Genomic DNA, 25246 nt, shown 5'->3' on the forward strand with positions numbered 1-25246 from the left:
GACAACGTCTCGATCACCGTCAAGCTGATCAACCCGATCGCGATGGAAGAGGGCCTGCGCTTCGCGATCCGCGAAGGCGGCCGCACCGTCGGCGCCGGCGTGGTGGCGAAGATCCTCGAGTAATTCCGCGTGGCGCGGCGCCCGGGTGGCGCCGCGTTGCCGAATCCCCGCGGCCGACGCCGCATCGCTCTTTGAAAGAACACCATGGCCACGCAACAGAAAATCCGGATCCGCCTCAAGGCGTTCGACTACAAGCTGATCGACCAGTCCGCGCTCGAGATCGTCGACACCGCCAAGCGCACCGGCGCGATCGTCAAGGGGCCGGTGCCGCTGCCGACGCGCATGCAGCGCTTCGACATCCTGCGTTCGCCGCACGTCAACAAGACGTCGCGCGACCAGTTCGAGATCCGCACCCACCAGCGGCTGATGGACATCGTCGATCCGACCGACAAGACCGTCGACGCGCTGATGAAGCTCGACCTGCCGGCTGGCGTCGACGTCGAGATCAAGCTGCAGTAACCCTTTGGCGAGCCGCCCTCGGGGCGGCGCCACTGGAACCCAGCCCGCGGTCTGCTATAGTCGCGGGCTTTTCCCAAATCAGCTGCTACCCACGAGATCGCGCGGCCGGCTTTCGGCCAGCGCGGCACACGCAGCGATGCGGCGCCTTTCGCGGGCGCCGCGCTCAGTCAGCCCGGCCAATCGTTGTCGGGCTCGTGAAACAAAGGCCGTGGCTCGCCATGGCTGGAGAACAATGATGACGACTCCCAATCCAGGCGAGCGCCTGGGGCTACTCGGCCGGAAGGTGGGCATGATGCGCATCTTCACGGACGACGGCGACGCGATCCCCGTCACCGTCCTCGACGTGTCGAACAACCGCGTCACCCAGGTCAAGACCGCCGAGACCGACGGCTACACCGCCCTCCAGGTCGCGTTCGGCCAGCGCAAGGCCTCGCGCGTGACCAAGCCCGAAGCCGGTCACCTGGCCAAGGCCGGCGTCGAAGCCGGTGAGGTGCTCAAGGAATTCCGCGTCCCCGCCGACGTCGCGGCTGGTTATCAGCCGGGCGCCGCCGTGCCGGTGACGGGCGTGTTCGCCGTGGGCCAGCTCGTCGACGTGCAAGGCACCTCGATCGGCAAGGGCTTCACCGGCACCATCAAGCGCCACAACTTCGGCTCGCAGCGCGCCTCGCACGGCAACAGCCGCTCGCACAACGTGCCGGGCTCGATCTCGATGGCGCAGGACCCGGGCCGCGTGTTCCCGGGCAAGAAGATGTCGGGTCAGCTCGGCAACGTCACCAAGACGGTCCAGAACCTCGACATCGTCCGCATCGACGAAGCGCGCTCGCTGCTGCTCGTGCGCGGTGCCGTCCCGGGTGCGAAGAACGGCCACGTGGTCGTTCGCCCGGCAGTCAAGGCGCCGCCCCAGGGCGCGCCAGCCAAGGGAGCCGTCTGATGCAGCTCGAACTCCTCAACGAACAAGGCCAGGCGACGTCGATGGTCGATGCGCCGGACACGCTGTTCGGCCGCGACTACAACGAAGCGCTGGTTCACCAGATCGTCGTCGCGTTCCAGGCCAATGCGCGCCAGGGTACGCGCGCCCAGCTCGACCGTGCCGAGGTCAAGCACACGACCAAGAAGCCGTGGCGCCAGAAGGGCACCGGCCGCGCACGTGCGGGCATGAGCTCGTCGCCGCTGTGGCGCGGCGGCGGTCGGATCTTCCCGAACAGCCCGAACGAGAACTTCACGCAGAAGGTCAACAAGAAGATGTATCGCGCCGGCATGGCGTCGATCTTCTCGCAGCTGGCCCGCGAAGGACGCCTCGCGATCGTCGACGACCTGACCGTCGACTCGCCCAAGACCAAGCAGCTCGCGCAGAAGCTCAAGGGCATGGGCCTCGAGTCGGTGCTCGTGATCACCCACGAGATGGGCGACAACCTGCTGCTCGCCTCGCGCAACCTGGCGAACGTTCTCGTCGTCGAGCCGCGCTACGCCGATCCGCTGGCGCTGGTTCACTACAAGAAGGTGCTCGTCACGCGCGCCGCGATGGAGCAACTGAAGGAGATGCTGGCATGAGCACGGCAGCAACCAACAACACGGCCGCCAAGAGCGCCCCGCTCGCCGCGCTGACGCCGGAAGAGCGCGCCGCCCGCAAGGCGTCGAAGAAGGCCAACAAGGCCGCCGCCGTCGCCGCGCGCCGCCCGGCGCACTCGGAGAGCCGCCTCGCGCAAGTCCTCGTCGCGCCGATCATCAGCGAGAAGGCCACGATGGCCGCGGAGAAGCACAACCAGGTGCTGTTCCAGGTGATGCGTGACGCGACCAAGCCCGAGATCAAGGCTGCGGTCGAGCTGATGTTCAAGGTCAGCGTCGACTCGGTGCAGACCGTCCAGCACAAGGGCAAGGTCAAGCGCACCGCGAAATCGAACGGTCGTCGCGACCACGTCAAGAAGGCTTACGTCTGCCTCGCGGCCGGCGAGGAGCTGAACTTCTCCGGGGAGGGCGCGTAATGCCCATCGTCAAAGTCAAGCCGACGTCGCCGGGCCGCCGCGCGGTCGTCAAGGTCGTGCATCCGCATCTCTACAAGGGCCGCCCGGAGGCGTCGCTGCTCGAGCCGCAGATGCAGAACGCCGGCCGCAACAACAACGGCCACATCACGACGCGCCACAAGGGCGGTGGTCACAAGCACCACTACCGCGTCGTCGACTTCGTCCGCAACAAGGACGGGATCCCGGCGAAGGTCGAGCGCATCGAGTACGACCCGAACCGCAGCGCGCACATCGCGCTGGTGGTCTACGCCGACGGCGAGCGCCGCTACATCATCGCTCCGCGCGGCCTCGAGGTCGGTGCGACGGTGGTGTCCGGCGCCGAGGCGCCGATCAAGGCGGGCAACACGCTGCCGATCAAGAACATCCCGGTGGGCTCGATCGTGCACTGCATCGAGATGCTGCCCGGCAAGGGCGCGCAGATCGCGCGTTCGGCCGGCGCGGCGGTCACGCTGCTGGCGCGCGAAGGCACCTACGCGCAGATGCGTCTGCGTTCGGGCGAAGTGCGTCGCATCCACATCGACTGCCGCGCCACGATCGGCGAGGTGTCGAACGAGGAACACAGCCTGCGCCACTTCGGCAAGGCCGGTGCCAAGCGTTGGCGCGGCATCCGCCCGACGGTGCGCGGCGTTGCGATGAACCCGGTGGACCACCCGCACGGCGGCGGCGAAGGCCGTACCGGCGAGGGCCAGGCGCCGGTGTCGCCGTGGAACACGCTCACCAAGGGCTATCGCACTCGCAACAACAAGCGCACGCAGACGATGATCGTCTCGCGTCGCAAGAAGTAAGGGGAACGGCTATGACTCGTTCACTCAAGAAGGGCCCGTTCATCGACCACCACCTCGCGGCCAAGGTCGAGAAGGCGGTTGCGACGAAGGACAAGAAGCCGATCAAGACGTGGTCGCGCCGCTCGACGATCCTCCCGGATTTCATCGGTGTCACGATCGCCGTGCACAACGGCAAGCAGCACGTCCCCGTCTACGTCACCGACCAGATGGTCGGCCACAAGCTCGGCGAATTTGCGCTCACGCGCACGTTCAAGGGTCACCCGGCCGACAAGAAGGCCAACAAGAAGTAAGGACGCCACGATGGAAACCCGTTCAATCGTTCGCGGCGTCCGCCTTTCGGCCGACAAGGGCCGGCTGGTCGCCGACCTGGTCCGCGGCAAGAAGGTCGACCAGGCGCTCAACATCCTCACGTTCACGCAAAAGCGCGCCGCCGGCATCATCAAGAAGTGCCTCGAGTCGGCGATCGCCAATGCCGAGCACAACGATGGCGCCGACATCGACGAGCTGAAGGTCACCTCGATCTACGTCGAGCAGGGCGCCACGCTCAAGCGCTTTTCCGCGCGCGCCAAGGGCCGCGGCAACCGCATCAGCAAGCCGACCGCGCACATCTACATCACCGTCGGCAACTGACGCACCGGAAAGAAGACCATGGGACAGAAGATTCACCCGACGGGCTACCGGCTGCAGGTCACGCGCAACTGGGCCTCGCGCTGGTACGCCTCGAACAAGAACTTCGCGACGATGCTGTCGGAAGACCTGAAGGTTCGCGAGTTCCTGAAGGCGCGCCTGAAGAATGCCGCGGTGTCGCGCATCCTGATCGAGCGCCCGGCCAAGAACGCGCGCATCACGATCTTCTCGGCACGCCCGGGCGTCGTGATCGGCAAGAAGGGCGAGGACATCGAGAACCTGAAGGCGGAGCTCACGCGGCGCCTGCGCGTTCCGGTGGCCGTCAACATCGAGGAGGTGCGCAAGCCCGAAGTCGATGCGCAGCTGATCGCCGACTCGATCACCCAGCAGCTCGAGAAGCGCATCATGTTCCGCCGCGCCATGAAGCGCGCGATGCAGAACGCGATGCGTCTGGGTGCGCAGGGCATCAAGCTGATGTCGGCGGGCCGACTCAACGGCATCGAGATCGCGCGTACCGAGTGGTACCGCGAAGGTCGCGTGCCGCTCCACACGCTCAAGGCCGACATCGACTATGGCTTCTCGGAAGCCAAGACCACCTACGGGATCATCGGCGTCAAGTGCTGGGTCTACCGGGGTGACCGGCTCGCCAACGGCGAAGCGCCGGGCATCGTGACGCCTCCGGGCGCCGAGGACGATCGCCGCAACCGTCGCGGCCCGCGTCCGGGCGGCCCGGGTGCGCCGGGTGGCCGCGGCGGCCGTCCGGGTGGCGGCGGCGGTGCGCCGGGTGGCGGTTTCGGCGGTGCCCGTACCGGCGGCGGTTCGGATCGCCCCGCCGACGCGGCTGCGGCCGCGCCTGCTGCGGGCGCGGCGCCGGGTGGCGCCGGCGACGCTCCGCGCGTGCCGGCCGTCAAGCGCGTTCGCAAGGCAGCTGCGCCGGCCGGCGACGGCAAGAGCGAGGCCTAAGGAGAAAACAACATGCTGCAACCAGCACGCAGAAAGTTCCGCAAGGAACAAAAGGGCCGCAACACCGGCGTCGCGACGCGCGGCGCCAACGTGTCGTTCGGCGACTTCGGCCTCAAGGCCACCGAGCGCGGCCGCATCACGGCGCGGCAGATCGAGGCGGCTCGCCGCGCGATCTCGCGTCACGTCAAGCGCGGTGGCCGGATCTGGATCCGCATCTTCCCGGACAAGCCGATCTCGCAGAAGCCGGCCGAGGTCCGCATGGGCAACGGCAAGGGCAATCCCGAGTACTACGTCGCCGAGATCCAGCCCGGCAAGGTGCTCTACGAGATCAACGGCGTCCCCGAGGAGCTGGCGCGCGAGGCGTTCCTGCTCGCTTCGGCCAAGCTGCCGCTGAAGACGACGTTCGTCGCGCGCCAGGTCGGCGCCTGACCGGAGAGACACCATGAAGACATCTGACCTTCGCGCCAAGGACGTGGCCGGCCTCCAACAGGAAGTGAGCGAGCTCCTGAAGGCTCACTTCGGCCTGCGCATGCAGAAGGCGACCCAGCAACTGACCAACCATTCGCAACTCGGCAACACGCGTCGTGACATCGCTCGCGCGAAGACGATCCTGGCCGAGAAGAAGCGCGAACAAGGAGCGTCGAAATGAACGCTGACGCGACCACCGCAGTCGACACCTCGAGCGGCGCTGCCGCCGCCGAGGCGCCGAAGAAGAACACCCGCACGCTGATCGGCAAGGTCGTCAGCGACAAGCGCGCCAAGACCGTGACGGTGCTGATCGAGCGTCGCACCAAGCACGAGCTCTACGGCAAGATCGTCGCCAAGACGAGCAAGTACCACGCGCACGACGAGTCGGGCCAATACAAGGAAGGCGACCTCGTCGAGATCGCCGAGACGCGCCCGATCTCGAAGACCAAGGCCTGGGTCGTGACCCGCCTGGTCCAGAAGGGCGTGACGGTCTGAGCCGGTGCGTGAGCCGGCGCTGACGCCGGCCCGCGGTCCTGCGAAGCGCGCTCCGGCGCGCTTCGTCCTGTTCGAGGGGAAAGCCAGATGCTGAAAGTCGGCGACAAGTTGCCTGCGGGCAGCCTGCAGGAGTTCATCGAGGTCGAGACCGAGGGCTGCGCGCTCGGCCCCAACAGCTTCGACATCGGCAAGGCGACCGCGAACAAGACGATCGTGATCTTCGGCCTGCCGGGCGCGTTCACGCCGACCTGCTCGGCCAAGCACGTGCCGGGTTACGTCGAGAAGGCCGACGCGCTCAAGGCGGCCGGCGTCGACGAGATCTGGTGCGTGTCGGTCAACGACGCCTTCGTGATGGGCGCCTGGGGCCGCGAGCAGAAGACCGCCGGCAAGGTGCGCATGATGGCCGACGGCAGCGGCGAGTTCGCCAAGGCGACCGGCCTCACGCTCGACCTCACCGGTCGCGGCATGGGCGTGCGTTCGCAGCGCTACTCGATGCTCGTCGTCGACGGCGTGGTGAAGGCGCTCAACATCGAGGCGCCGGGCAAGTTCGAGGTGAGCGACGCCGCATCGATCCTCGAGCAGGTCCGGGCTGCCGGGCAGTGACCGCGCGCGGTGCCGGTCGCCGCGCTCGTTTCGAAGGTGTGGCGGGTGCCGCACCGGCGTGAAAAGAAGGTGCGCCGCGGTCGCGTCGCACTGGATGGCGAATCCCTGTTTGACAGAGTGCCTTCGCGGGCACATAATCGCAGGCTTCGCTGAAAAAGACCGCACCCAGTCGGTGAGGCCCTTTCGGCTCTGCCCAGCTCCATGGGCCCAAGACTGACCGTCCGGGTGCAAGAGCGTCGAGCGATCGACGCAGTGCGTGAAGAACGCTGGCGCCTTGCCGGGAAAAGTTGGGGGAAAAACAAGTGATTCAAATGCAGTCGCGGCTCGACGTCGCGGACAACACCGGCGCCAAATCGGTCATGTGCATCAAGGTGCTCGGTGGCTCGAAGCGTCGCTATGCCGGCATCGGCGACGTGATCAAGGTCAGCATCAAGGAAGCTGCGCCGCGTGGTCGCGTCAAGAAGGGCGAGGTCTACAGCGCCGTCGTCGTCCGCACCGCCAAGGGCGTGCGTCGCCAGGACGGCTCGCTCGTCAAGTTCGACGGCAACGCCGCCGTGCTGCTGAACGCCAAGCTCGAGCCGATCGGCACCCGCATCTTCGGGCCGGTCACGCGCGAGCTGCGCACCGAGCGATTCATGAAGATCGTCTCGCTGGCGCCCGAAGTCCTCTGACGAGCGGCGCGAAGGAACCCGTCATGAACAAGATTCGCAAAGGCGACTCGGTCATCGTGCTGACCGGCCGCGACAAGGGCAAGCGCGGCACCGTGCTGCGCCGTGTCGACGACGAGAAGCTTCTCGTCGAGGGCATCAATGTCGTCAAGAAGCACACCAAGCCGAACCCGATGAAGGGTACGACCGGCGGCGTGGTCGACAAGACCATGCCGATCCACCAGTCGAACGTCGCGATCTTCAACCCGGCGACGGGCAAGGCCGATCGCGTCGGCATCAAGCTGCTCTCGGCCGACGAGAAGCAGAGCCGCAAGACCCAGGAGAACGGTGTCCGTGTCTTCAAGTCGAGCGGCGCGGAAATCAAGGCCTAAGAGGACGTCATGGCTCGTCTGCAAGAGTTCTATCGCGAGAAGGTCGCTCCCGACCTGATGACCCGCTTCGGCTACAAGTCGTCGATGGAGGTGCCGCGCATCACCAAGATCACGCTCAACATGGGCGTGTCGGAAGCGGTGTCGGACAAGAAGGTCATGGACCACGCGGTCGGCGACCTGACCAAGATCGCGGGCCAGAAGCCCGTCGTCACCAAGTCGAAGAAGGCAATCGCCGGCTTCAAGATCCGGGAGAACGTTCCCATCGGCTGCATGGTCACGCTGCGCGGCGCTCGCATGTACGAGTTCCTGGACCGCTTCGTGACGATCGCCCTGCCGCGCGTGCGCGACTTCCGCGGTATTTCGGCGCGCGCGTTCGACGGCCGCGGCAACTACAACATCGGCGTCAAGGAACAGATCATCTTTCCTGAGGTCGAGTACGACAAGATCGACGCGCTGCGCGGTCTCAACATCAGCATCACGACGACGGCGAAGACCGATGACGAAGCCAAGGCGCTTCTGACCGCCTTCAAGTTCCCGTTCAAGAACTGAATACCCATGGCCAAGACCTCACTGATCCAGCGTGAACTCAAGCGCGCGCAACTCGTCGAGAAGTACGCCGCGAAGTACGCCGAGCTGAAGGCCGCCGCGAACGACGCGAAGAAGTCCGACGAAGAGCGCTATGCCGCACGCCTTGCGCTGCAGCAGCTGCCGCGCAACGCCTACCCGACGCGCCAGCGCAACCGCTGCGGCATCACCGGGCGCCCGCGCGGCACGTTCCGCAAGTTCGGTCTCGGCCGCAACATGATCCGCGACCTGGCGTTCAAGGGCGACATCCCCGGCATCGTCAAGGCCAGCTGGTAAGCGGCATCGCTGCCAGCGAGCCGAGCAGGAGAGATATCCATGAGCATGAGTGATCCGATCGCCGATATGCTGACCCGCATCCGCAATGCGCAGATGGTCGAGAAGCCGAGCGTGGCGATGCCGTCGTCGAAGCTCAAGGTCGCGATCGCGCAGGTGTTGAAGGACGAGGGCTACATCGACGATTTCGCCGTGCGCGGCGAAGCGGCCAAGCCGCAGCTCGAGATCGCGCTGAAGTACTACGCCGGCGCGCCCGTCATCGAGAAGATCGAGCGTGTGAGCCGCCCCGGCCTTCGCGTCTACAAGGGTCGTCACGACCTGCCCCAGGTGATGAACGGCCTGGGCGTCGCCATCGTGACCACGCCCAAGGGCGTGATGACCGACCGCAAGGCGCGCCAGGCCGGCATCGGCGGCGAAGTCCTCTGCTACGTGTCGTAAGGAGAGACCGACATGTCTCGAGTTGGAAAGATGCCGCTGGCGGTTCCGAAGGGCGTCGACGTGACGCTCGGCGGCGACCGGATCAGCGTGAAGGGATCGCTCGGCACGATGGCGTGGCCGATGAACGATCTCGTGACGGTCAGGAGCGAGAACGACACGCTGCTGTTCGCGCCGGCCAACGACTCCGTCGCCGCGAACGCGATGTCGGGAACGATGCGCGCGCTGGTCGGCAACATGGTCGAAGGCGTGACCAAGGGCTTCGAGAAGCGCCTGACGCTGGTCGGCGTCGGCTACCGCGCTGCCGCGCAGGGCTCGAAGCTGAATCTGCAGATCGGGTTCTCGCATCCGGTGTCGGTCGACATGCCCACCGGCGTGAAGGTCGAGTGCCCGACGCAGACCGAGATCGTGATCAAGGGCTACGACGCCCAGGCGGTCGGCCAGGTGGCCGCCGAGGTTCGCGCGCTGCGTCCGCCGGAGCCCTACAAGGGCAAGGGCATCCGCTACGCCGACGAGAAGATCACGCTCAAGGAAACCAAGAAGAAGTAAGGAGCGGCGCATGCTGAGCAAGAAGGAACAACGCATCCGGCGCTCGCGCCAGACCCGCGCCCGCATCGCGGTGCAGCGCGTCGCGCGCCTGACCGTGCATCGCACGAACCTGCACATCTACGCGCGGGTGATCTCGGAAGACGGCGCGCGCGTGCTCGCGACGGCGTCGACCGCCGAGGCCGACGTCCGCAAGGAGCTCGCCGGCGACTCGAAGATCGCCGGCAAGGGCGGCAACGTCGCCGCCGCTGCAGTGATCGGCAGGCGCATCGCCGAGAAGGCGAAGGCGGCCGGCGTCGAGAAGGTCGCGTTCGACCGCGCGGGTTTCGCGTACCACGGCCGCGTCAAGGCGCTCGCCGAGGCGGCGCGCGAAGCCGGCCTGCAGTTCTGAGTCGGCTCGCGAGCCGGCATCAACGAGGATTTCGCAAATGGCAAAGTTCCAACCGCGCGCCCAGACCGAAGGCAACGACGACGGTCTGAAGGAAAAGATGATCGCGGTGAACCGCGTGACCAAGGTCGTCAAGGGCGGCCGCACGCTGAGCTTCGCGGCGCTGACCGTCGTCGGCGACGGCGACGGTCGCGTCGGCATGGGCAAGGGCAAGGCCAAGGAAGTACCGGTGTCGGTGACCAAGGCCATGGACTCGGCGCGCCGCAACATGATCAAGGTTCAGCTCAAGAACGGCACGATCCACCACAAGGTGATCGGCGAACACGGCGCCTCGCGCGTGCTGATGGCGCCCGCGAAGCCTGGCGACGGCATCATCGCCGGCGGCCCGATGCGCGCCGTCTTCGAGGTGATGGGCGTGACCGACATCGTGTGCAAGAGCCTCGGCTCGTCGAACCCCTACAACATCGTCCGCGCGACGCTGAACGGCCTGCGCCGTTCGAGCACGCCGGCCGAGATCGCGGCCAAGCGCGGCCTGACGGTCGAGCAGATCCTCGGCTGAACGCCGGGCATCTGCCGAGCAACGGAGAGAACCAATGGCTGACAACATGGCCGACAGCGGCGCCGGCAAGGCGACCGTCCGCATCAAGCTCGTCAAGAGCATCGCCGGCACCCGCGAGTCGCATCGCGCGACCGTCCGCGGCCTCGGCTTGCGCAAGCTGAACAGCGAGTCGACGCTCGAGGACACGCCCGCGGTGCGCGGCATGATCAACAAGGTCTCGTACCTGCTCCGCGTTCTCTGAGCCGGACGGGAAGGACGAAAGACATGGAACTCAACAGCATCAAGCCGGCCGAAGGCTCGAAGAAGCCGCGCCGCCGCGTCGGCCGCGGCATCGGTTCGGGCCTCGGCAAGACCGCGGGTCGTGGCCACAAGGGCCAGAAGTCGCGTGCCGGCGGCTATCACAAGGTCGGCTTCGAAGGCGGCCAGATGCCGCTGCAGCGCCGTCTGCCCAAGCGCGGCTTCAAGTCGCACCAGCAGAAGTTCAACGCCGAGATCACGCTGACCGCGCTCGAGCGCCTCGGCGCGGCCGAGGTCGACCTGCTCGCGCTCAAGCAAGCCGGGCTGGTGGGCGAGCTCGCCAAGAACGTCAAGGTCATCAAGCGCGGCGAGCTCACCGTCAAGGTCGCTCTGCAAGGCATCGGCGCGACCGCGGGTGCCCGCGCCGCGATCGAGGCTGCCGGCGGCTCGATCGCCTGACCTGCCAGGAACGGAGCGAGTGGCAACCAACGCGAATCAGCTGGCCAAGAGCGGCAAGTTCGGCGACCTGCGTCGCCGGCTCGTCTTCTTGCTGCTCGCGCTCGTCGTCTATCGGCTCGGCGCCCACATCCCGGTGCCGGGCATCGATCCGGCCCAGCTGCAGGCGCTGTTCCAGGGCCAGCAGGGCGGAATCCTGAGCCTCTTCAACATGTTCTCGGGCGGCGCGCTGTCGCGCTTCACCGTGTTCGCGTTGGGGATCATGCCGTACATCTCGGCGTCGATCATCATGCAGTTGATGACCTACGTCGTGCCCTCACTCGAGGCGCTGAAGAAGGAAGGCGAGGCGGGGCGGCGCAAGATCACCCAGTACACGCGTTATGGCACGCTCGGTCTGGCGCTGTTCCAGTCGCTCGGCATCGCGATGGCCCTCGAGGGCTCGCCCGGGCTGGTGCTGTCGCCGGGCTTCGGCTTCCGCCTCACCGCGGTGGTGAGCCTGGTCGCGGGCACCATGTTCCTGATGTGGCTCGGCGAGCAGATCACCGAGCGCGGTCTCGGCAACGGCATCTCGATCCTGATCTTCGGCGGCATCGCCGCGGGTCTGCCGGCAGCCCTCGGGCAGTTCGGCTCGCTGGTGAGCCAGGGCGCGATGAGCATTCCGGCGGCGCTCTTCATCAGCGTGCTGGTCGTCGCGGTGACCTACGCGGTGGTGTTCGTCGAGCGGGGTCAGCGCAAGATCCTCGTCAACTACGCCAAGCGCCAGGTCGGCAACAAGGTCTACGGTGGCCAGTCGTCGCACCTGCCGCTCAAGCTGAACATGTCGGGCGTGATCCCGCCGATCTTCGCCTCGTCGATCATCCTGCTGCCCGCCACGGCAGTCGGCTGGTTCGCCACCGGTGAAGGCTTCCGCTGGCTGAAGGACCTCGCGGCGCTGCTGTCGCCGGGGCAGCCGATCTACGTGATGCTGTACGCCGCGGCGATCGTGTTCTTCTGCTTCTTCTACACGGCGCTGGTGTTTAACAGCCGCGAGACGGCCGACAACCTCAAGAAGAGCGGCGCGTTCATTCCGGGCATCCGCCCGGGTGACCAGACCGCGCGTCACATCGACCGCATCCTGTCGCGTCTGACGCTGGCCGGTGCGATCTACATCACGCTGGTCTGCCTGCTGCCCGAGTTCCTGGTCATCAAGTACAACGTGCCGTTCTACTTCGGCGGCACCTCGCTGCTGATCATCGTGGTCGTGACGATGGACTTCTGGGCCCAGGTGCAGAGCTACGTGATGAGCCAGCAGTACGAGTCGCTGCTGAAGAAGGCGAATTTCAAGGCGAGCTGAACATGAGATCCCGGGTCGCCTGATGGCGAAAGACGACGTCATCCAGATGCAGGGCGAGATTCTGGAGAATCTGCCCAACGCCACCTTCCGCGTGAAGCTCGAGAACGGCCATGTCGTGCTCGGGCACATCTCCGGGAAGATGCGCATGCACTACATCCGGATCCTGCCGGGCGACAAGGTCACGGTCGAACTGACACCGTACGACCTGAGCCGGGCACGGATCGTGTTCCGCGCCAAATGACGCGAGTTGCGGAACGCGTGCCCGCGGCGGTGGTCGGACCCCTCTGACGCCGCTGAGGCACCCACCCCAGAACAGTTCGAGAGTGTGAGGACAAGGCAATGAAAGTCGCAGCTTCGGTCAAGCAAATGTGTCGCAACTGCAAGATCATCCGGCGCAAGGGCGTCGTTCGCGTGATCTGCACCGACCCGCGTCACAAGCAACGCCAAGGGTGAGGCCGGACGAGCGAGGGTCCCTGCGGACCCTCGCCCGCCTGCCGAATGGCCTGCGCTTGCAAGCGCAGGCCTGGTGCGAGAGCCCCTAGGCTCCACCGCCAACAGAGACGAAGAGAGCAAGAGGAAAGAACATGGCACGTATCGCCGGCATCAACATTCCGCCGCACAAGCACGCCGAGATCGGTCTGACGTCGATCTACGGTGTCGGGCGCTCGACCGCGCGCAAGATCTGCGAGGCGAGCGGCGTGCCGTATGACCGCAAGATCCGCGACCTGACCGACGTCGACCTCGAGCGCATCCGCGAGGAGATCGGCCGTCTGCCGATCGAAGGCGACCTGCGTCGCGAGACGTCGATCAACATCAAGCGTCTGATGGACCTGGGTTCCTACCGCGGCTTCCGGCATCGCCGGGGTCTGCCGGTCCGCGGCCAGCGCACCAAGACCAACGCCCGCACCCGCAAGGGTCCGCGCAAGTCGGGCGCGCTCGTCAAGAAGTGATCGGATCGGGCCCTGTGGCCCTCCGCGCGCTCCGCAAGCTTTGAGAGAAGATCAGCATGGCTAAGTCCCCCGTCAACACCGCCGCGCAACGCGTCCGCAAGAAAGTCCGCAAGAACGTCGCGGACGGCATTGCGCACGTGCACGCGTCGTTCAACAACACGATCATCACGATCACCGATCGCCAGGGTAGCGCGCTCGCCTGGGCGTCGAGCGGCGGCCAGGGCTTCAAGGGCTCGCGCAAGTCGACTCCGTTCGCTGCGCAGGTCGCGGCCGAGAACGCCGGCCGCGCCGCCCAGGATCAGGGCATCAAGAACCTCGACGTGCGCATCAAGGGCCCGGGCCCGGGTCGCGAGTCGTCGGTTCGTGCGCTGGCCTCGCTCGGCATCCGCATCAACTCGATCTCCGACGTGACGCCGGTGCCGCACAACGGGTGCCGTCCGCAGAAGCGTCGCCGCATCTGAGCCTTTCCCCCCGGCGTCGGCGTGGCCGCCCGCGGCCCGCCGGCTTTTTCGCTTGTATGAAGCCCACCGTCTGAGCGTCGACAACAACACTCGCCAGACTCGCGCGGCAGCACTGCAGTCCCCGATGGGCTTGCAAACCGCTCCGGCCGCGCCAGATTGATCAGAAGGACTGAACGTGGCACGTTATCTCGGCCCCAAGGCCAAGCTCTCCCGCCGTGAAGGCACCGACCTCTTCCTGAAGAGCGCGCGCCGCCCGATCGGCGACAAGGCGAAGTTCGACAGCAAGCCGGGCCAGCACGGCCGCACCTCGGGCTCGCGCACCTCCGACTTCGGCCTGCAGCTGCGCGAGAAGCAGAAGGTCAAGCGCATGTACGGCGTTCTCGAGCGCCAGTTCCGGCGTTACTTCGCCGAGGCCGAGCGCCGCAAGGGCAACACCGGCGCGAACCTGCTGCTGCTCCTCGAGTCGCGTCTCGACAACGTCGTCTACCGCATGGGCTTCGGCTCGACCCGTGCCGAGGCGCGCCAGCTCGTCTCGCACAAGTCGATCACCGTCAACGGCGAGGTCGTCAACATCGCGTCGTACCTGGTCAAGCCGGGCGACACGGTGGCGGTGCGCGAGAAGTCGAAGAAGCAGTTGCGCATTACCGACTCGGTCAAGCTCGCCGAAGGCCAGGGCATGCCGGGCTGGGTGACGGTCGACACCAACAAGCTCGAAGGCGTCTTCAAGAAGGCGCCGGACCGTGACGAATTCGGCGCCGACATCAAGGAAGCGCTGATCGTCGAGCTGTATTCGCGCTGACGCACCGCCCGCCAGAACAAGGGGTGTCGGCTGCGCCGGCACCCCTTCTCGGTTTTTCTGTCTCCGTTCGCCGGCAGCGGAGCTGTTCACGTAAGTCCGGCCCATCAGCCTTATCGGTGTAACGAGCCGAGGGTATTGAGAGGAACAAGCATTCAATGCAAACCAATCTGCTGAAACCCAAGGGCATCAACGTCGAGTCGCTCGGCGGCAACCGCGCCAAGGTGACGCTCGAGCCGTTCGAGCGCGGCTACGGCCACACCCTCGGCAACGCGCTGCGCCGCGTGCTGCTGTCGTCGATGGTCGGCTACGCGCCCACCGAAGTGACGATCGCCGGCGTGCTGCACGAGTACTCGGCCATCGACGGCGTGCAGGAAGACGTCGTCCATATCATGCTGAACCTCAAGGGCGTGGTGTTCCGCCTGCACAACCGTGACGAGGTCACGCTGGTGCTGCGCAAGGAAGGCGAGGGCCCGGTCACCGCCAAGGACATCCAGACCCCGCACGACGTCGAGATCATCAACCCCGATCACGTGATCGCGCACCTGTCGTCGGGCGGCAAGCTCGACATGCAGATCAAGGTGGAGAAGGGCCGCAGCTACGTGCCCGGCAACCTGCGCCGCTACGGCGACGAGTCCACCAAGGCGATGGGCCGCATCGTCCTCGACGCGTCGTTCTCGCCGGTCGCGCGCGTCAGCTACACGGTCGAGAGCGCCCGCGTCGAGCAGCGCACCGACCTCGACAAGCTGGTGATGGAGATCGTCACCAACGGCGCGATCACGCCAGAAGAGGCGATCCGCTCGTCGGCCAAGATCCTGGTCGAGCAGCTCGCGGTTTTCGCGCAGCTCGAGCCGAGCGACATGGCCGCGTTCGACACCGCCGCGAAGACGCCGACCAACTTCGATCCGATCCTGCTGCGCCCGGTGGACGAGCTCGAGCTCACGGTCCGTTCGGCGAACTGCCTCAAGGCCGAGAACATCTACTACATCGGCGACCTCATTCAGCGCACCGAAACCGAGCTGCTGAAGACGCCGAACCTCGGCCGCAAGTCGCTCAACGAGATCAAGGAAGTGCTGGCTTCGCGCGGTCTCACCCTTGGCGCGCGGCTCGAGAACTGGCCCCCGCAGGGCCTCGACAAGCGCTAATCCGGGCTCCTGCCCGCCACGAGTGCAACCCGCCAGTACCTGATCCGGCTGGCGGCTCTAACTGAAAGGAAACTGCACCATGCGTCACCGCAACGGACTTCGCAAACTCAACCGCACCTCGGAGCACCGCCTCGCGATGCTGCGCAACATGTGCAATTCGCTGCTCCAGCACGAGGGCATCAAGACCACGCTGCCGAAGGCGAAGGAACTGCGCCGCGTCGTCGAGCCGCTGATCACGCTCGCCAAGGAGCCGACGCTGGCGAACCGGCGCCTCGCCTTCAACCGCACGCGCGACCGCGACATCGTCGCCAAGCTGTTCGGCGAACTCGGCCCGCGCTACCAGGCGCGCCCGGGCGGCTACACCCGCATCCTCAAGATGGGGTTCCGCGTCGGCGACAACGCGCCGATGGCCTACGTCGAGCTGGTCGACCGGCCGGAGCCGGTCGAGGTCGAAGCGACCGCCGAAGAGGCGTGATCGCCCGGCGCTCGTCGCCGAGGGCTTGACTCCGACCAGCAGCGGGCGCGCCGAACCGATGGCCGACCCGCTGCTGCGCGTTTCGCACCTCTCGAAACGCTTCGGCGACGCCACCGTCGTCGACGACCTGTCGTTCGAGATCGCGCCGGGCGAATGCCTCGGCGTGATCGGTCCCAACGGGGCCGGCAAGACCACCACCATCCGCATCTGCCTCGGCCTCACCGGGCCGAGCGGCGGCGGCGTCGAGGCTTTCGGCCTGCCGCTGCCTGCGCGCGTCCGCGACGCCAAGAAGCGCATCGGCGTGGTCTCGCAGTTCGACAGCCTCGACCCCGATTTCACCTGCGCCGAGAACCTGCGCGTCTACGGCGCCTACTTCGGGCTCGGGCGCGACACCATCGCCGCGCGCGTGCCGAAGCTCCTGGAGTTCGCCGCGCTGCAGAGCAAGGCCGACGCCAAGCCGGGCGAGCTCTCGGGCGGCATGAAGCGGCGCCTCAGCCTCGCGCGCGCGCTGATCAACGACCCCGACCTCCTGATCCTCGACGAGCCGACCACCGGCCTCGACCCGCAGGCGCGCCACCTGATGTGGGAGCGCCTCAACAACCTGCTCGGGCAGGGCAAGGCCATCCTGCTGACCACGCACTTCATGGACGAGGCCGAGCGCCTGTGCGACCGCCTGCTGGTGCTCGATCACGGTCGCAAGATCGCCGAAGGCACGCCGCGCGGCCTGATCGGCGAGCACCTCGAGAGCGACGTGATCGAGGTCTACGGCGACGGTGCGTTCGCGGCGATGCAGGCGCATCAGACCCTCGCCGACCGCGTCGAGACGAGCGGCGAGACCGTCTTCTTCTACGTCCGCGATGCGAAGCCGGTGCTCGACGCGCTGAGCACCGACCACGCGATCCGCTACCTGCACCGGCCGGCCAACCTCGAGGACCTGTTCCTCAAGCTCACCGGCCGCCAGATCCGGGACGACGCCTGACATGCTGACCTCGTTCTACGCCGCCCCGCAGGTCACGCGCACGTTCTGGCCGGTGGTCATGCGCAACCTGCTGGTCTGGCGCAAGCTCGCCGTTCCAAGCGTGCTCGGCAACATCGCCGAGCCGCTGATCACGCTGGTCGCCTTCGGCTACGGCCTCGGCTCCCTGGTCGGCCAGATCGACGGCCGGCCGTACGTGCAGTTCCTCGCGTCGGGCAGCGTGGTCGCGAGCGCGACGCTCGCGGCGACCTTCGAAGGCCTCTACTCGGCATATTCGCGCATGCAGGTGCAGCGCACCTGGGACGGCATCCTCAACGCGCCGGTCGGCCTCGACGACATCCTGTTCGCCGAGATGCTCTGGGCGGCGATGAAGGCGCTGTTCTCGGTGGCCGCGATCCTGGTCGTGATCTTCGTGCTCGGGATCAGCCGCGCGCCCTCGATGCTGCTCGCGCTGCCGGTGCTCGGGCTGGTCGGCATCACGTTCGCGTCGATCGCGCTCGTCTTCAACGCGCTGGCCAACGGCTACGACTTCTTCACCTACTACTTCACGCTCGTCATCACGCCGATGACGTTCCTGTCGGGCGTCTATTTCCCGCTCGCGCAGATGCCCGGCTGGCTGCAGACGCTCGCCGCCTGGCTGCCGCTCACCGCAGGGGTCGAGCTGGTCCGACCGCTGGTCCTCGGCGAATGGCCCGCCGATCCGCTGCGGCCGCTCCTGCTGCTCGTGGGGTATGCGGCCGCGGGCTACTATCTCGCGCTGGTGCTGACGCGGCGCCGCTTCTTCCGCTGACCGGCCCTCGCGCGCCTCTCCGCGCCGAGGCCTCCGACGTGTCGCCTGCCTTGCTGCTGCTTTTCCGCCTCTCTCCCGGCCGTCTCCGCCGGCTCGCGCTCGGCTGGCACGCCGTCGCCCTGCTCGTGCTGCTGGTCGGCAGCGCCGCGAGCCACGCCGCCGACGACTTCCTGCCGCCGGATCGCGCATTCCGCTTCGAGGCGCACGCCACCGGCGAGCGCACGGTGGAGGTCGTGTTCGACGTGGCGCCTGGCTACTACATGTACCGCGAGCAGTTCAAGCTCGAGGCGCCCGATGCGGCGCTCGGTACGCCCGTCTACCCGGCAGGGGTCGTCAAGTTCGACGAGACCTTCCAGAAGAACGTCGAGACGCTGCGCGGCACCGTCCGCATCAGCGTGCCGGTGGACGCGGCGCCGGCCGAGTTCCGCCTCGTCGCGACGAGCCAGGGTTGCGCCGACAAGGGGCTGTGCTACCCGCCGATGCAGAGCGCGGCGCTGGTCAGCCTCTCGGGATTCGGCGGCAGCGGGTCCGCGCGCGTGGTGGCGATGCCCGATCCGTTCGCGGCACCTGTCGGGAGCGCCGGCGGCGGCCTCGCGGCGGCGCTGCGCGGCCATGGTGGCGCCGCACCGACGGCGAGCAGCGACGCCGGCGTCGCCCCGGCGGCGGCTGCGGGCGCCCGCGACGGCATCGCCTCGACGCTGGCCGGCGGCAATTTCTGGCTCGTCATCGCGGTGTTCTTCGGGGCCGGGTTGCTGTTGTCTCTGACACCGTGCGTGCTGCCGATGCTGCCGATCGTCTCGTCGATCATCGTCGGGCAGGGTTGCACCGTCTCGCGAAGGCGCTCGTTCGCTCTGGCCGCGGCGTATTCGCTCGGCATGGCGCTTGTCTACACCGCACTCGGGGTCGCTGCCGGGCTGGTCGGCGAAGGGCTCGCGGCGGCACTGCAGAACGCGTGGACGCTCGGCGCGTTCGCGGTCGCGCTGGTCGCCCTCGCGCTCGCGATGTTCGGCCTCTTCGAGTTCCGCATGCCCGCGCTGATCACCCAGCGTGCCGCCGCCGCGTCGAACCGCCTGCCCGGGGGTCGCCTCGCGACCGTCGGTGCGATGGGCGGCGTGTCGGCGCTCATCGTCAGCCCCTGCATCGCCGCGCCGCTCGCCGGTGCGCTGCTCTACCTGAGCCAGACGCGCGACGTCTGGCTCGGCGGGTCGGCGCTGTTCTCGCTGGCTGCAGGCATGAGCGTGCCGCTGCTGCTGATCGGCGCGTCGGCCGGCATGCTGCTGCCGCGCGCCGGCGCATGGATGGCCGACGTCAAGCGCGGCTTCGGCTTCCTGCTGCTGGGCGTGGCGCTCTGGACCGTGCAGACGCTGCTGCCGGCCTCGATGGTGCTCGCGCTGTGGGGCACGCTCGCGCTCGCGGCGGCGGCGTTCCTGGCGACGCGTGGCGGGCGTGCGGCGGGGCACGCGGCCGTGAACGCGCCATACGCTGCAGTGCCGACGGGGGCCGTGGCTGCGGCCCACGGCGGCACGGCGACGGCCACCGAATGTGCCGGCCTGTCGACCCCCGCTCAGGGCGCCGAAGCGGTCGCGCCCGCGCCGCGGCGTCCGGTGTTCGGCCCCGGCCCGGGGGCGACCGTCCGTCTTGCCGCCTGCGCGTTGCTGGCCGTGGTCGGCGTGCTCGAGTGGGTCGGCGCGGCGTCGGGGGGCACCGACCCGTTGCGGCCGATCGCCGCACTCGCCGGCAGAGGCGAAGCCGCCGAGGCCGTGCGCTTCACGCCGGTTCGCAGCGTCGCCGAGCTCGACGAGGCGCTGCGCACCGCCGGGCGGCCGGTGATGCTCGACTTCTATGCGGACTGGTGCGTCTCGTGCAAGGAGATGGAGCGCTTCACGTTCACCGACGCGCAGGTGCGCCGCAGGCTCGGCGGGGCGCTGCTGCTCAAGGCCGACGTGACCGCCAACACGGTCGACGACAAGGCGCTGCTGCGCCGCTTCCAGCTGTTCGGCCCGCCGGGAACGATCTTCTTCGACACGCGCGGCAACGAGGTCGGCGGCACCCGCGTCATCGGCTACCAGAACGCGCGCCGCTTCCTCGATACGCTGCAAGCGGCAGGGCTCTGACGAGACGGCCCGCACGCATCCCGCCAGTTGCTGTGCTATAGTTGCAGGCTCAGTCGCGAGGTGGAGCAGTCTGGTAGCTCGTTGGGCTCATAACCCAAAGGTCGCAGGTTCAAATCCTGCCCTCGCAACCACCGAATACGGTTCGAACGCCGGCCCCAGGGTCGGCGTTTTGCTTTCCGCTTGCCGCAGCTCGAGCTGGCGCCTCGGCCCTGGGACCCAGCGGCTTGCCGTCCAGGGTTCCCGTCCGGAAGCGTCGGCGTCTCGTCGTCGGGCGCCCGCAGCTGTCGCGAGCTTGTAGCGCACGCTGTCGTCGCCGGCTTGCGCTTGCTTTCTGGCGGGCCCGAACTTTGCCGGCTGGCTCGCATGCCTCCCGCCTCGTACGACCGCGTCGCCAGCAGCCTGCACTGGCTGATCGGCGTCGGGCTGCTGGCGCAGATCGCGTTCGGGTTCCTGCTCGACGACATCGCGCCGCGCGGCACGCCGGCGCGCAGCGGCGTGATCAACCTGCACAAGTCAATGGGCATCGTGCTCGGCCTGCTGGTCGTGCTGCGCCTCGTGTGGCGCCTGCGTCACGCGCCGCCCGGCTGGCCGCGCACGATGCCCCCGTGGCAGCAGCGTGCCGCGAGGCTCGGCCACCGCGTGCTCTACGCCTGCATGCTGGTGATGCCGCTGTCGGGTTACCTGGCATCCAACGTCGGCAAGCGCGGCGTGGTGCTGTTCGGCTGGCCGCTTGCGCCCTGGGGGCCGGAGCTGCCGGCGCTCTACAGCGCGCTCCAGGCACTGCATGCCGCCACGGCGTGGTTGTTCTGTGCACTGGTTGCGGGCCACGTGGCCGCCGCGCTCAAGCACGCGCTGATCGACCGCGACGGCATCTTCGGGCGCATCACGCCGTGGGCCGCGGGCGCCGCCGGGAGTTCTCATGATTGATGCGATGCGCACCCTGCTTGCGGCGGTGTGGCTGGGCGCGGTGGCCGGCGCCGTGGCGGCACCGTTCGCGTACGTCCCCAACGAGGGCTCGGGCACGCTCAGCGTCATCGACACCCGGACCGACCGGGTGATCGCGGAAATCGCGGCCGGGTCGAAGCCGCGCGGCGCGGCGGTCAGCCGGGACGGCACGCGGGCGTACGTGAGCGACCAGACCGGCAACCGGCTCGTCATCGTCGACCTCGCCAAGCGGCAGGCCGTCGGCCGCGTCGAACTCGGCGAGTCGCCCGAGGGCGTCGGCATGTCCGCGGACGGGCGCTGGGTCGCCGCGGCGATCGAGGAATCGAACGAGGTGGTCTTCGTCGACACCCGCACCGACGCGCGCGCGTTCACGGTCAAGGTGCGGGGCAAGAACCCCGAGCACGCTGCATTCAGCCCGGATGGCCGGCTCGTCTTCGTGAGCGCGGAGGACGGCGACGCCGTCGACATCATCGACACCGACAAGCGCGCCCAGGTCGCGCAGGTGCCGGTCGGCGCGCGCCCGCGCGGCATCGGCTTCGCGCCCGACGGCTCGCGTGCCTATGTCGCCGCCGAGAACGCCAGTGAGGTGTTCGTGATCGACACCGCGACGTTCCAGATCGTCGGCCGCGTGAAGGCGGGCCTGCGCGCCAACGGCATCGCGGTGCACCCGGACGGCCGGCGCGTCTACGTCTCGAACGGCGGCGACGCGACGGTGTCGGTGATGGATGCCGCCAGGCTCACCGTCGAGGCGACCATCCCGGTCGGGCAGCGGCCCTGGAACATGGCCCTGACGCCGGACGGGCGCAAGCTCTACGTCGCCTGCGGGCGCTCGGGCAGCGTCTCGGTGATCGACACCGAGCGCGCGGTGAAGCTGACCGACATCGCGGTGGGCAAGCTGCCGTGGGGGGTGGTGATTCGCTGAGAGGGCCGCGTGGCGCGCTCGGTGTCGCGACATCGGGTAGCCGTCCCGCGAAGCGGGGCGTCAGCGGCCGATCCATGCGACGGGCACGCGCGCCGGGCAGCGAACGAAGCCGTGGTTGCGCCCGAACCCGGCAGCGCCAAGGACAAACGCCCCCGAAGGGGCGTTCCGCGCTGCTGCGCGACGCGTGAGGCGACGTCGCCGCAGCGGCCGCTTGCCAGCCCCGCCGGGCCGCCTCAGGAGCGCCGGCCGCGCCGGCCGAGGAGGCCGAGCGCGACCATGCCGCTCACCAGCAGCAGCGGTGTCGCCGGCTCCGGAACGAAGGCGAGGCCGCCGATCGTCGCCGTCGCACCGCCCTCCGTGCAGTCGGTGCAGTTGACGAAGAAGCCGAACGACGAGGTCACCGAGTACATCCGTTGGCCGCTCTGCGCCAGCGCACCGCCCGGATCGCTCAACGTGATCGGGATCGAGTCGAGCAGCACACCGAAGATGTCGCCGGCGGGGCCGGCGGGGTCGCTGGTGAGGTACGACCAGTTGAACGTGTAGGTGCCGGCGCGGTTGATCACGCTCTGTACCTGGCACGGTCCGAGCACCGCGTAGGTGCCGCCGGCGCAGCCGAGCGCGCTGCTGGTGTTGCCGCCGGTGAGCGTCAGCGTCGACGACGTGAACACGGCGCCGCCGGCGCTGGCGCCGGGCGTGCCCAGCGTACCGGTGATCGTCGTGGTCCAGTTCGCCGGCGCGGTCACGCCGGTGAAGTCGGCGTGCGCCGGCACGGCCGCGAACGTCGCGGCCGCCGCGGCCAGGAGGGCGAGTTTCTTCATCTTGTGTTCCTCGCGAGGGTTAGCGCAGCACGCTGCTGGCTTCGGCGGCCTGGATCAGCGCATCGCGGTCGGCGGCGAGCAGATAGCCCTGGGCGAACGCGTTGTTGGCCGCTGCGCGTACGGCGGCGACGTAGCCGTCGTGGCTGCCGTAGCGCTCGACCAGCGACAGGCGCGGGTCGCCGCTCGCCAGGCGCTCGGCCTGGGTGGTCGCGAACGGGATGTACCCGCCGACGTAGTTGCAGACCTGCCCGGCGTGGAAGCCGGTGGCCGTAATGTTCCACCCGAGGTAGGTGCCGAGCGGCGCATCGCGCAGCACGGTCGGAACGCCGCCGAGCTCGTTGCCGTCGGCGTCGACCTTGGGCACCTTCATCGGGATGACGGCGCGGATCGGCGGCGGCAGGTTGGTCGCGACGCCGGTCGCGTCCGTCTTGTTGTATTGCGGGCCCCAGTCGTAGTCGAACACCGGGAACACGAAGTTCTCCGGGTTGAAGATCGACGCCGGGATGCCCGGAATGCCCATCGGGAACCCCATCGCCTGGGGCGTCGGGTCAACCAGGGTGCCGCCGATCAGCGTCGGGTAGCGGCTCGGCGGCGGGTTGATGCCCTTCATGAGCCAGTCGCGCATCGCCACGCGGATCACGTTGACCATCTGCGTCGACGGCATCGGATTGGCGCGGAAGGTGCCGGTGCCCCAGTTGTTGCCCGGGCAGTTGACCGGCGTCGCCGCCGGCTGGTGCACGAAGCCGCCGCCGCCGCCGCCGTGCGTGGTGCTGCCGATGTAGTAGCGGCGCACGCTGCGGGTCAGCGGGATGTCGTAGTTGGCACTGGTGCCGACCCACTCGGTGGTCATCTTGAGCGCGAACACTTCCGAGCCGCCGAAGTGCTCGATCACCTTCGGGCAGGTGCCGGTCAGGTTGCAGCGCGAGAAGATGCTGCGCGCCGCGACGCCGCGCACGGCGTCGGGGTAGTCGGTCCACCACTGCGGGCCTTCGCTGCCCATCTGGTACAGCTCGAGCACGCCATCGGGCTGGCCCCAGCGCACGTTGGCGGCGACGCGACGACCGGCGATCTGCGGCCAGGCACCCTGGTGAACCATCCGGTTCGCCTCGTCCTGGTTCATGCCCATGTAGATCCACTGGCGCGTGAAGTTGCCCGACTGCGAGCTGCCGCGCATCGACGAGTGCGTGACGCGCCCGGCGATCGGATTCGGGTTGCCGAAGTCGTCGGCGCTCTGGTACTTGAAGAACGAGCCGACGTCGCGGAAGGCGGCCGCGCCGACGCCGAGCACGTAGGCCCCCTTGGCCACGTACACCAGCTCGTAGAGCAGGTTCGGGTTGAAGCCGCCGTTCACGCACACGTGCACCGGCAGGTTGCCGGGCAGGTTGGCCTCGTTGTTGTCGATCGGGGTGCGGCCGGCGAAGCCGGTGGTCGCGTCGCAGCGCGCGAACGCCCACTGATCGGACGGGATGACGCTGCCGACCGTGACCTGCCCGTTGACCGTCTCCTTGGTGTGCGTGGTCAGCACCGCCTGCGTGGTGTCGAGCGTCGCGGGCAGATACGGCACCGGGTTGCCCATCACGTTGAGCGGCTGCGACGCGGGGCCGCTGCGGTTGACGACGCGCGCCAGCACCTTGCCGGTGACGAGCTGGCCGTTCTCGCGCGCCATCGGCACCACCACCCAGTGGTTGGTGCCGGTCGCGTGATTGGTCGGCACCGCGGTACCGCCCGCGTTGTCGGCCTGCCAGCCGCTCGCGAGGCCGATGTCGCCGAGGTCGCGCTCGGTCTGGTTGATGATGATGTTGCCGCCGCGGTTCGGCACGTCGTGCCACATGAAGCCGCTCGCCTGTCCCAGGTTCACCGGCTTGGTGACCGTGAAGCTCGTTTCGTAGCGGACCTTGCCGTCGGTGTCGCGGCCGAGCTGGACGTCGGTGATGACCGCGTTCTTGGGGTCGTTCGGGTCGAGCTCGCCGAACGCGCGCCCGCGCAGGGTCTCGTGGGGTATCGCGCCGCCGGTGACCGGCGTCGTCGAGTCGATGACGATGCGCGTGACGCGGGCCTCGGCGGTCAGCGTGGTCGCCAGTCCGGCCGCGAGGGCCAGCGCGGCGACGGTGCGCTGGCCGCTCCATTTATGCCTGTGAAGCTTCATGGGGATGTTGTCTCCGTTATTGGACGGTCGAGGCGCTCACGGGCCGCCGCCGCAGCTTGGCGCCACGGCCGTCGGTCGACGTCGGCCACTGCAGGTGCACGGGCGCCGGCGCCGAGTGCCTCATGGACAGCGGCGCCGGCATGCACGCACGCGGCGGGTGGTCGCGTGCGCGAAGATGTGGATTCTTGTTCGATTCAGTCTATGCCTTGTATACATCAGGCCGACTAGGGTAAACAGCAGGCCCGCTGCCTGCGGGTGTCGGCTGCTGCCGAACGCGGACGAGCCGGAGCCGCTGCGACTTGCACCGCACCGCAGGCGCGTGGCTCGAGGTGACAGGCGCCCGAGGTGACGCCGAGGCTATCTCGGCAGGTGCGGC

37 protein-coding genes, 1 tRNA gene and 1 pseudogene are annotated in these 25246 nt (G+C 68.2%); 37 read left to right on the top strand and 2 right to left on the bottom strand.

Annotation, left to right across the window (positions count from 1 at the left end):
- The 37 genes and pseudogenes from HQN59_RS11440 to HQN59_RS11620 all read left to right on the top strand — a co-directional run.
- Positions 1-123 (top strand): EF-Tu C-terminal domain-related protein (locus tag HQN59_RS11440; RefSeq protein WP_459252722.1); only part of this gene is annotated, 123 nt, incomplete at its 5' end.
- A gap of 81 nt (positions 124-204) precedes the next feature.
- Entirely contained in the window at positions 205-519 is a 315-nt protein-coding gene (gene rpsJ / locus HQN59_RS11445; RefSeq protein WP_176069243.1) for a 30S ribosomal protein S10, read from the top strand.
- 235 nt (positions 520-754) lie between these two features.
- Positions 755-1450 (top strand): 50S ribosomal protein L3, encoded by a 696-nt coding sequence (rplC, locus tag HQN59_RS11450; RefSeq protein WP_176069244.1) that lies wholly within the window; start codon positions 755-757, stop codon positions 1448-1450.
- On the top strand, positions 1450-2070 hold the full coding sequence (gene rplD, locus HQN59_RS11455) for a 50S ribosomal protein L4 (protein ID WP_176069245.1): 621 nt from the start codon (positions 1450-1452) through the stop codon (positions 2068-2070). The genes rplC and rplD overlap by 1 nt, the downstream gene beginning before the upstream one ends.
- A gap of 137 nt (positions 2071-2207) precedes the next feature.
- Positions 2208-2501, top strand: a pseudogene (gene rplW / locus HQN59_RS11460) (50S ribosomal protein L23); the annotation flags it as partial.
- A complete protein-coding gene (gene rplB / locus HQN59_RS11465; RefSeq protein ID WP_176069247.1) occupies positions 2501-3325 on the top strand; it encodes a 50S ribosomal protein L2 in 825 nt (274 codons plus the stop codon). The pseudogene rplW and the gene rplB, both read left to right, overlap by 1 nt.
- An 11-nt stretch (positions 3326-3336) precedes the next feature.
- Entirely contained in the window at positions 3337-3615 is a 279-nt protein-coding gene (gene rpsS / locus HQN59_RS11470) for a 30S ribosomal protein S19 (RefSeq protein ID WP_176069248.1), read from the top strand.
- A 10-nt stretch (positions 3616-3625) separates the two neighbouring features.
- On the top strand, positions 3626-3955 hold the full coding sequence (gene rplV, locus HQN59_RS11475) for a 50S ribosomal protein L22 (protein WP_176069249.1): 330 nt from the start codon (positions 3626-3628) through the stop codon (positions 3953-3955).
- Between the two features lie 18 nt (positions 3956-3973).
- Complete coding sequence (gene rpsC, locus HQN59_RS11480; protein ID WP_176069250.1) at positions 3974-4915, top strand: 30S ribosomal protein S3; 942 nt, start codon at positions 3974-3976, stop codon at positions 4913-4915.
- Positions 4916-4927: 12 nt separating this feature from the next.
- The gene (rplP, locus tag HQN59_RS11485) at positions 4928-5344 is read left to right on the top strand and encodes a 50S ribosomal protein L16 (protein WP_176069251.1); all 417 of its coding nucleotides are present in this window, start codon (positions 4928-4930) and stop codon (positions 5342-5344) included.
- A 13-nt stretch (positions 5345-5357) separates the two neighbouring features.
- The gene (gene rpmC, locus HQN59_RS11490; RefSeq protein WP_176069252.1) at positions 5358-5564 is read left to right on the top strand and encodes a 50S ribosomal protein L29; all 207 of its coding nucleotides are present in this window, start codon (positions 5358-5360) and stop codon (positions 5562-5564) included.
- Positions 5561-5878, top strand: coding sequence for a 30S ribosomal protein S17 (rpsQ, locus tag HQN59_RS11495; RefSeq protein WP_176069253.1), 318 nt, complete (start codon positions 5561-5563; stop codon positions 5876-5878). The genes rpmC and rpsQ overlap by 4 nt, the downstream gene beginning before the upstream one ends.
- 87 nt (positions 5879-5965) lie before the next feature.
- Positions 5966-6481 (top strand): peroxiredoxin, encoded by a 516-nt coding sequence (locus tag HQN59_RS11500; RefSeq protein WP_176069254.1) that lies wholly within the window; start codon positions 5966-5968, stop codon positions 6479-6481.
- Between the two features lie 302 nt (positions 6482-6783).
- Complete coding sequence (gene rplN / locus HQN59_RS11505; protein ID WP_011831006.1) at positions 6784-7152, top strand: 50S ribosomal protein L14; 369 nt, start codon at positions 6784-6786, stop codon at positions 7150-7152.
- Between the two features lie 23 nt (positions 7153-7175).
- On the top strand, positions 7176-7520 hold the full coding sequence (rplX, locus tag HQN59_RS11510) for a 50S ribosomal protein L24 (protein ID WP_176069255.1): 345 nt from the start codon (positions 7176-7178) through the stop codon (positions 7518-7520).
- 9 nt (positions 7521-7529) lie between these two features.
- Positions 7530-8069, top strand: a complete 540-nt coding sequence (rplE, locus tag HQN59_RS11515; RefSeq protein ID WP_176069256.1) for a 50S ribosomal protein L5 — start codon at positions 7530-7532, stop codon at positions 8067-8069.
- A gap of 6 nt (positions 8070-8075) precedes the next feature.
- Positions 8076-8381, top strand: coding sequence for a 30S ribosomal protein S14 (gene rpsN / locus HQN59_RS11520; protein ID WP_176069257.1), 306 nt, complete (start codon positions 8076-8078; stop codon positions 8379-8381).
- Between the two features lie 39 nt (positions 8382-8420).
- On the top strand, positions 8421-8816 hold the full coding sequence (gene rpsH, locus HQN59_RS11525; RefSeq protein WP_176069258.1) for a 30S ribosomal protein S8: 396 nt from the start codon (positions 8421-8423) through the stop codon (positions 8814-8816).
- Positions 8817-8828: 12 nt separating this feature from the next.
- Positions 8829-9362, top strand: coding sequence for a 50S ribosomal protein L6 (rplF, locus tag HQN59_RS11530; protein WP_176069259.1), 534 nt, complete (start codon positions 8829-8831; stop codon positions 9360-9362).
- Between the two features lie 10 nt (positions 9363-9372).
- The gene (gene rplR, locus HQN59_RS11535; protein ID WP_176069260.1) at positions 9373-9750 is read left to right on the top strand and encodes a 50S ribosomal protein L18; all 378 of its coding nucleotides are present in this window, start codon (positions 9373-9375) and stop codon (positions 9748-9750) included.
- A gap of 37 nt (positions 9751-9787) precedes the next feature.
- A complete protein-coding gene (rpsE, locus tag HQN59_RS11540; RefSeq protein WP_176069261.1) occupies positions 9788-10306 on the top strand; it encodes a 30S ribosomal protein S5 in 519 nt (172 codons plus the stop codon).
- 34 nt (positions 10307-10340) lie between these two features.
- Positions 10341-10547 carry a 50S ribosomal protein L30 gene (gene rpmD, locus HQN59_RS11545; protein WP_280926628.1) on the top strand — a complete coding sequence of 69 codons (207 nt, stop codon included), beginning with the start codon at positions 10341-10343 and terminating at the stop codon, positions 10545-10547.
- Positions 10548-10570: 23 nt separating this feature from the next.
- Positions 10571-11002 (top strand): 50S ribosomal protein L15, encoded by a 432-nt coding sequence (rplO, locus tag HQN59_RS11550; protein ID WP_176069262.1) that lies wholly within the window; start codon positions 10571-10573, stop codon positions 11000-11002.
- Positions 11003-11021: 19 nt separating this feature from the next.
- A complete protein-coding gene (gene secY / locus HQN59_RS11555; RefSeq protein ID WP_176069263.1) occupies positions 11022-12332 on the top strand; it encodes a preprotein translocase subunit SecY in 1311 nt (436 codons plus the stop codon).
- 22 nt (positions 12333-12354) lie between these two features.
- Positions 12355-12573: a translation initiation factor IF-1 gene (infA, locus tag HQN59_RS11560; RefSeq protein ID WP_009855680.1), complete on the top strand. Its 219-nt coding sequence runs from the start codon at positions 12355-12357 to the stop codon at positions 12571-12573.
- A gap of 98 nt (positions 12574-12671) precedes the next feature.
- Positions 12672-12785: a 50S ribosomal protein L36 gene (gene rpmJ / locus HQN59_RS11565; RefSeq protein ID WP_140626683.1), complete on the top strand. Its 114-nt coding sequence runs from the start codon at positions 12672-12674 to the stop codon at positions 12783-12785.
- 131 nt (positions 12786-12916) lie between these two features.
- Entirely contained in the window at positions 12917-13282 is a 366-nt protein-coding gene (gene rpsM, locus HQN59_RS11570) for a 30S ribosomal protein S13 (RefSeq protein WP_176069264.1), read from the top strand.
- Positions 13283-13338: 56 nt separating this feature from the next.
- Entirely contained in the window at positions 13339-13743 is a 405-nt protein-coding gene (rpsK, locus tag HQN59_RS11575; protein ID WP_176069265.1) for a 30S ribosomal protein S11, read from the top strand.
- Between the two features lie 175 nt (positions 13744-13918).
- A complete protein-coding gene (gene rpsD / locus HQN59_RS11580; protein WP_176069266.1) occupies positions 13919-14542 on the top strand; it encodes a 30S ribosomal protein S4 in 624 nt (207 codons plus the stop codon).
- Between the two features lie 155 nt (positions 14543-14697).
- Positions 14698-15684 (top strand): DNA-directed RNA polymerase subunit alpha, encoded by a 987-nt coding sequence (locus HQN59_RS11585; RefSeq protein ID WP_176069267.1) that lies wholly within the window; start codon positions 14698-14700, stop codon positions 15682-15684.
- 79 nt (positions 15685-15763) lie between these two features.
- Positions 15764-16159: a 50S ribosomal protein L17 gene (gene rplQ, locus HQN59_RS11590; RefSeq protein WP_176069268.1), complete on the top strand. Its 396-nt coding sequence runs from the start codon at positions 15764-15766 to the stop codon at positions 16157-16159.
- Between the two features lie 58 nt (positions 16160-16217).
- On the top strand, positions 16218-17138 hold the full coding sequence (locus tag HQN59_RS11595; protein WP_176069269.1) for an ATP-binding cassette domain-containing protein: 921 nt from the start codon (positions 16218-16220) through the stop codon (positions 17136-17138).
- 1 nt (position 17139) lies between these two features.
- Positions 17140-17925, top strand: coding sequence for an ABC transporter permease (locus HQN59_RS11600; protein ID WP_176069270.1), 786 nt, complete (start codon positions 17140-17142; stop codon positions 17923-17925).
- A gap of 50 nt (positions 17926-17975) precedes the next feature.
- Complete coding sequence (gene dsbD, locus HQN59_RS11605) at positions 17976-20039, top strand: protein-disulfide reductase DsbD (protein ID WP_246294868.1); 2064 nt, start codon at positions 17976-17978, stop codon at positions 20037-20039.
- 54 nt (positions 20040-20093) lie between these two features.
- Positions 20094-20170: transfer RNA gene (locus HQN59_RS11610), tRNA-Met, on the top strand.
- 232 nt (positions 20171-20402) lie between these two features.
- The gene (locus HQN59_RS11615; protein WP_176069272.1) at positions 20403-20966 is read left to right on the top strand and encodes a cytochrome b; all 564 of its coding nucleotides are present in this window, start codon (positions 20403-20405) and stop codon (positions 20964-20966) included.
- Positions 20959-21906: a beta-propeller fold lactonase family protein gene (locus tag HQN59_RS11620; RefSeq protein ID WP_246294869.1), complete on the top strand. Its 948-nt coding sequence runs from the start codon at positions 20959-20961 to the stop codon at positions 21904-21906. Before HQN59_RS11615 ends, HQN59_RS11620 begins: the two co-directional genes overlap by 8 nt.
- A 233-nt stretch (positions 21907-22139) precedes the next feature.
- On the opposite strand, the gene HQN59_RS11625 is transcribed toward HQN59_RS11620, so the two are convergent.
- Both HQN59_RS11625 and HQN59_RS11630 read right to left on the bottom strand, forming a co-directional pair.
- Positions 22140-22724, bottom strand: coding sequence for a PEP-CTERM sorting domain-containing protein (locus HQN59_RS11625; RefSeq protein WP_176069273.1), 585 nt, complete (start codon positions 22722-22724; stop codon positions 22140-22142).
- A gap of 19 nt (positions 22725-22743) precedes the next feature.
- Positions 22744-24870, bottom strand: a complete 2127-nt coding sequence (locus tag HQN59_RS11630) for an alpha/beta hydrolase domain-containing protein (protein WP_246294870.1) — start codon at positions 24868-24870, stop codon at positions 22744-22746.
- Between the last annotated feature and the right edge of the window lie 376 nt (positions 24871-25246).

This window comes from Rhizobacter koreensis (assembly GCF_013366375.1).
Lineage (GTDB): Bacteria > Pseudomonadota > Gammaproteobacteria > Burkholderiales > Burkholderiaceae_C > Schlegelella_A > Schlegelella_A koreensis.